This window comes from Mycobacterium sp. (assembly GCF_025933915.1).
GTDB lineage: Bacteria > Actinomycetota > Actinomycetes > Mycobacteriales > Mycobacteriaceae > Mycobacterium.
The window spans coordinates 1-6,042 of sequence record NZ_JAICZA010000221.1 but is presented as its reverse complement, the minus strand read 5'-3'; the positions used below and the strand labels follow the sequence as shown (position 1 = coordinate 6,042).

Annotated in this window: 6 protein-coding genes; all 6 read left to right on the top strand. The window is 70.8% G+C overall.

Features of this window, described 5'->3' with window-relative positions; genetic code table 11:
* Nucleotides 1–1,501: amidohydrolase (locus tag Q0W90_RS22585; protein ID WP_297776740.1), on the top strand; the 1,501-nt coding region annotated here is incomplete at its 5' end.
* Entirely contained in the window at nt 1,498–2,469 is a 972-nt protein-coding gene (locus Q0W90_RS22580; protein WP_297597608.1) for an o-succinylbenzoate synthase, read from the top strand. The genes Q0W90_RS22585 and Q0W90_RS22580, both read left to right, overlap by 4 nt.
* On the top strand, nt 2,466–3,251 hold the full coding sequence (locus Q0W90_RS22575; RefSeq protein WP_297597610.1) for an alpha/beta hydrolase: 786 nt from the start codon (nt 2,466–2,468) through the stop codon (nt 3,249–3,251). Before Q0W90_RS22580 ends, Q0W90_RS22575 begins: the two co-directional genes overlap by 4 nt.
* Before the next feature lie 122 nt (nt 3,252–3,373).
* Nucleotides 3,374–5,023, top strand: a complete 1,650-nt coding sequence (gene menD / locus Q0W90_RS22570) for a 2-succinyl-5-enolpyruvyl-6-hydroxy-3-cyclohexene-1-carboxylic-acid synthase (RefSeq protein WP_297776737.1) — start codon at nt 3,374–3,376, stop codon at nt 5,021–5,023.
* Between the two features lie 14 nt (nt 5,024–5,037).
* Nucleotides 5,038–5,559 carry a DUF3592 domain-containing protein gene (locus tag Q0W90_RS22565; RefSeq protein WP_297776742.1) on the top strand — a complete coding sequence of 174 codons (522 nt, stop codon included), beginning with the start codon at nt 5,038–5,040 and terminating at the stop codon, nt 5,557–5,559.
* A 51-nt stretch (nt 5,560–5,610) separates the two neighbouring features.
* On the top strand, nt 5,611–6,042 hold a 432-nt coding region (locus Q0W90_RS22560), incomplete at its 3' end, for a glycosyltransferase (RefSeq protein ID WP_297776735.1).

The following is a 6,042-nucleotide window of genomic DNA, read 5'->3' as shown; positions in this document are numbered from 1 at the left end:
GGGCACCCGCTCCGACGTCGCCGACCTCATCGGCCCGGACACGCAGACGGTCGACGTCGGTAACGGCTGTGTCATGCCGGGATTCGTTGAGGCACACGGTCATCCGCTGATGGAGGCGGTCGCGCTGTCGGACCGCCTCGTCGACATCCGGCCGGTCACCATGCGCAGCGCCGACGATGTCGTCGCCGCGGTCCGCTCCGAGGTCGCGCGGCGCCGATCCGACGGTGCCTACCTCAACGGCTGGGATCCGCTGCTGCAGAGCGGCCTTCCGGAACCGACGCTGAGCTGGCTCGACGGCATCGCACCCGACAGCCCGCTGGTGATCATGCACAACTCCGGGCACAAGGCCTACTTCAACTCGCGCGCCGCCCAGCTGCACGGCCTGAACCGCGACACCCCCGACCCCAAGGGCGCCAAGTACGGTCGCGACGCGCGCGGCGAACTCGACGGCACCGCCGAGGAGACCGGCGCGGTGTTCCCGCTGCTGGGCGGCGCGATCGACTTCGCCGACTACCCGCGGATGCTGTTCGCCGAATGCGCCCGGCTCAACCGCGCGGGGCTGACCACCTGCTCGGAGATGGCGTTCGACCCCGGGTTCCGGCCGCTGGTCGAACGACTGCGCGGGCAGCTGACGCTGCGGTTGCGCACCTACGAGATCTCCAACCCGCAGATGTCCACCGCCGCCACGCCCGGCGAGGGCGACGACATGCTGCGCCAGATCGGCATCAAGATCTGGGTCGACGGGTCGCCGTGGATCGGCAACATCGACCTGTCGTTTCCCTACCTGGACACCGAGGCCACCCGCATCATCGGCGTCACCCCGGGTTCGTGCGGATGCGCCAACTACACCGCCGAACAGCTGCGCGAGATCGTCGGCGCCTACTTCCCGCTGGGCTGGCCGATGGCCTGCCACGTCCAGGGCGACGCCGGCGTCGACACCATCCTCGACGTCTATGAAGAGGCCTTGCGTCGTCACCCGCGCGACGACCACCGGCTGCGGCTCGAGCACGTCGGCGCCATCCGGCCCGAGCAGCTGCAGCGCGCCCACGATCTCGGCGTCACCTGCAGCATCTTCGTCGACCAGATCCACTACTGGGGCGACGTCATCGTCGACGGCCTGTTCGGCGAGGACCACGGAAGCCGTTGGATGCCAGCGGGATCCGCGGTGGCCACCGGCATGCGCATCTCACTGCACAACGACCCGCCGGTCACGCCGGAGGAGCCGCTGCGCAACATCAGCGTGGCCGTGACGCGGACGGCGCCGAGTGGCCGGGTGCTGGGACCGGAGGAGCGGTTGACGGTCGAGCAGGCGATCCGCGCGCAAACCATCGACGCCGCCTGGCAGCTGTTCGCCGACGACGTGATCGGCTCGCTGGAGGTCGGCAAGTACGCCGACCTGGTGGTGCTCGCGGCCGATCCGCGCAGCGTGCCGCCCGAGCGGATCGCCGACCTCGAGATCCGTGCGACGTATCTGGCCGGCCGGCGGGTCTACGGCGCGTGACTCCGGCACTCGAGGACATTTTGGACCGCCTGCACGTGGTGGCGCTGCCCATGCGGGTGCGGTTCCGCGGCATCACCACCCGCGAAGTCGCGCTGATCGAGGGCCCCGCCGGCTGGGGCGAATTCGGGGCATTCCTCGAGTACCAGCCGCCCGAGGCCGCGCACTGGCTGGCCTCCGGAATAGACGCCGCCTACCGCCGGCCGCCGCCGGTGCGCCGCGAACGGATCCCGATCAACGCCACCGTGCCGGCCGTGCCCGCCGCCCAGGTGGGCGAGGTCCTGGCCCGCTTTCCGGGGGCCGGCACGGCCAAGGTGAAGGTCGCCGAGGCCGGGCAGACGCTGGCCGACGACGTCGCGCGGGTCAACGCCGTGCGTGAACAGGTGCCGACCGTGCGGGTGGACGCCAACGGCGGCTGGAGCGTCGAGCAGGCGGTCACCGCCGCGTCCGCGCTGACCGCCGATGCCCCGCTGGAGTACCTCGAACAACCCTGCGCGACGGTGGGCGAACTCGCCGAATTGCGGCGTCGGGTCGACGTGCCGATCGCCGCCGACGAAAGCATCCGCAAGGCCGACGACCCGCTGGCCGTGGTACGCGCCGGCGCCGCCGACATCGCGGTGCTCAAAGTCGCTCCGCTGGGCGGGATTTCGGCCATGCTCGCCATCGCCGACCAGATCGACATCCCCGTCGTGGTCTCCAGCGCGCTGGATTCGGCGGTGGGAATCGCCGCCGGCCTGACCGCGGCGGGGGCGCTGCCACAGCTTCGTCACGCCTGTGGGCTCGGCACCGGCGGGCTGTTCGCCGAAGACGTGGCCGACACCGCCGCACCCGTCGACGGCTACCTCCCGGTCGGACCCGTCGCTCCCGACCCGGAGCGGTTGCGCGCGCTGCGGGCGACCCCGCAGCGGCGCCAGTGGTGGATCGACCGGGTCAAGGCGTGCTACCCGCTGCTTGTACCGTCGTCCGGGTGATCAACCTGGCTTACGACGACCGCGGCTCCGGTGAGCCCGTGGTCTTTATCGCCGGCCACGGCGGCGCCGGACGGACCTGGCACCCCTATCAAGTCCCCGCGTTTCTGGCGGCCGGATACCGCGTCATCACCTTCGACAATCGCGGGATCGGCGCCACGGAGAACGCGGACGGCTTCTCGACGCAAACGATGGTCGCCGACACCGTGGCGCTGATCGAAGGGCTGAACGCCGCTCCCGCCCGCATCGTCGGAATGTCGATGGGCGCCTTCATCACCCAGGAACTCATGCTCGCCCGGCCCGATCTGGTCAGCGCGGCGGTGCTGATGGGTACCCGCGGCCGGATGGACCGTGCGCGGCAGTTCTTTCGCGACGCAGAGGCCGAGCTGTCCGACGCCGGCGTCGTACTGCCGGCCTCCTACGAGGCGAAAATCCGCCTGCTGGAAAACTTTTCCCGCAAGACGCTCAACGACGACACCGCGGTCGCCGACTGGATCGCGATGTTTTCCACCTGGCCCGTCAAGTCCACCCCGGGCATGCGCGCCCAGCTGGATGTCGCGCCGTACACCAGCCGGTTGTCGGCCTACCGCAGCATCGCGACGCCGGTGCTGGTGATGGGCTTCGCCGACGACGTGCTGACGCCGCCGTATCTGGGCCGCGAGGTTGCGGACGCGCTGCCCAACGGGCGTTACATACAGATACCCGACACGGGCCATCTCGGCTTCTTCGAGCGGCCCGACGCCGTCAACGCCGCCATGCTCAAGTTCTTCGCCGAGAAAAAATAGCCGAGAAAGATAGCCGAGCAAGGCGAGGCGCCCAACGTCGACTTGTTGGGCGAAATCACGCGATGTGGCCCCAACAACTCCACGCTGGGCGCCGTCCCTCGGGGCTGTGACACCCTGTAGGAGTGAATCCCTCGACGACACAGGCTCGCGTCGTCGTTGACGAGCTGATCCGCGGCGGAGTCCGCGATGTGGTGCTTTGCCCCGGTTCGCGGAACGCCCCACTCGCCTTCGCCTTGCAGGACGCCGACCGGTCCGGCCGGGTCCGGCTGCACGTCCGCATCGACGAGCGCACCGCCGGCTATCTGGCGATCGGCCTGGCGATCGCCGCCGGCGCGCCGGTGTGCGTCGCCATGACGTCCGGCACCGCGGTGGCCAACCTGGGCCCGGCGGTGGTGGAGGCCAACTACGCACGGGTGCCGCTGATCGTGCTGTCGGCCAACCGCCCCTACGAATTGCTGGGCACCGGGGCCAACCAGACCATGGAGCAGCTGGGTTACTTCGGCACCCAGGTCCGGGCCGCCATCAGCCTGGGCCTGGCCGAGGACGCCCCCGAGCGGCTGGATGCGCTCAACGCCACCTGGCGTTCCGCCACCTGCCGGGTGCTGGCGGCCGCGACCGGGTCGCGCACCGCCAACGCCGGCCCCGTGCAGTTCGACATCCCGCTGCGCGAACCCCTGGTTCCCGATCCCGAATCCCACGGTCCGGTGATCCCGCAGGGGCGGCCCGATGGGAAGCCATGGACCTACGCGCCGCCGGTCAGCTTCGACCAGCCGCTGGAAATCGACCTCGCACCCGACACCGTCGTCATCGCCGGTCACGGCGCGGGCGCGCAGCCCGCCCTGGCGCAGCTGCCGACCGTCGCCGAGCCCACGGCGCCGGCCCCTGGAAACCCGCTGCACCCGCTGGCGCTGCCCTTGCTGCGGCCCAAGCAGGTGATCATGCTCGGTCGCCCCACCCTGCACCGGCCGGTGTCAGCGCTGCTGGCCGATCCCCAGGTGCCGGTGTACGCGCTGACCACTGGCCCCCGCTGGCCGGACGTCTCGGGGAACTCGCAGGCCACCGGCACGCGGGCGGTCACCACCGGGTCGCCGAACCCGGCGTGGCTGCACCGCTGCGCGGAGACGAACCGGCATGCGGTCGCCGCGGTGCGCGGCCAGCTCGCGGCGCACCCGCTGACCACCGGCCTGCACGTCGCGGCGGCCGTGGCCGACGCGCTGCGCCCCGGCGACCAGCTGGTGCTCGGGGCGTCCAACCCGGTCCGCGACGCGGCGCTGGTCGGCCTGGACGCCCACGGCATCCGGGTGCGCTCCAACCGCGGTGTCGCCGGCATCGACGGCACCGTGTCCACCGCGATCGGGGCGGCTCTCGCGCATGAACGGGACGGGAACGCGGACAGCCCGGCGCGCACCGTCGCGCTGATCGGCGATCTGACGTTCGTGCACGACAGCTCCGGGTTGCTGATCGGCCCCACCGAGCCCACCCCGCGCCACCTGACGATCGTGGTCTCCAACGACAACGGCGGCGGCATCTTCGAACTGCTCGAGCAGGGCGACCCGCGGTTCTCCGACGTGTCGTCGCGGGTTTTCGGAACCCCGCACGACGTCGACGTGGGCGCGCTGTGCCGCGCGTACCACGTGGACAGCCGACAGATCGAGGTCGACGAACTGCACGCCGCCCTGGACGAACCCGGCGCGGGGATGCGGGTGCTGGAAGTCAAGGCGGACCGCTCCTCGCTGCGCCAACTGCACGCCGCCATCAAGGCGGCCCTTTGAGGCACGAGTAGATGGTGAGATCTCCAAAGGTTCTGCTGCACATACTGATTCACGGACGCAGTGACGAACCACCGAAAACACGCGCCAGGATGGTGTTGCGGTGGGCCCGGATTTTGGTACTCATCGTCACCGGCCTGGTCACCCTGCAATCGATGCTGCTGGTGGCCGGCGCCTGGCGCGACGACCTTGCGATCACCCACAACAGGGGCGTCGCGCAGGCGGAGGTGCTCAGCGCCGGGCCGCGGCGCTCCACGATCGAGTTCGTCACGCCCGAGCGGGTCACCTACCGCCCCGAGCTCGGCGTGCTCTACCCGTCCCACCTGGCCACCGGGATGCGGATCTACGTCGAGTACAACAAGAACGATCCCAACCTGGTCCGCGTGCAGCATCGCAACGCGGGGCTGGCGATCATCCCGGCGGGATCCATCGCGGTGGTGGGCTGGCTGGGTGCCGCGGCCGTCCTGGCGCTGCTGGCGCTGCTGGACAAGTGGCTGGACCGTCGCGCCGAAAGTGCCGGACCTGCAGATTTCGCGTGACGGACGCCCGCAGGCAACCTTGTCGACAGGCCGCGCTGACACCGTGGTGGTGTGCGCGTTGCCATCGTCGCGGAATCTTTCCTGCCGGAAGTCAACGGTGTCAGCAACTCGGTGATCCGGGTGCTCGAGCACCTGCGGCGGACGGGCCACGAAGCCCTCCTCATCGCCCCCGACACGCCTCCCGGTGAACCCCGGGCGGAGCGCGTTCACGACGGCATCCGCGTTCACCGGGTGCCGGCGCGGATGTTTCCGAGGGTGACCACGCTGCCGCTCGGCGTGCCGACGCCCCGGCTGGTGAGCGTGCTGCGCGGATTCGACCCCCACGTCGTGCATCTGGCGTCGCCGGCGCTGCTGGGCTACGGCGGGGTACGCGCGGCGCGGTGGCTGGGGGTGCCGACGGTCGCGGTGTATCAAACCGACGTTCCGGGTTTCGCCGCGAGCTACGGCATTCCGATGACGGCACGGGCCGCGTGGGCCTGGTTC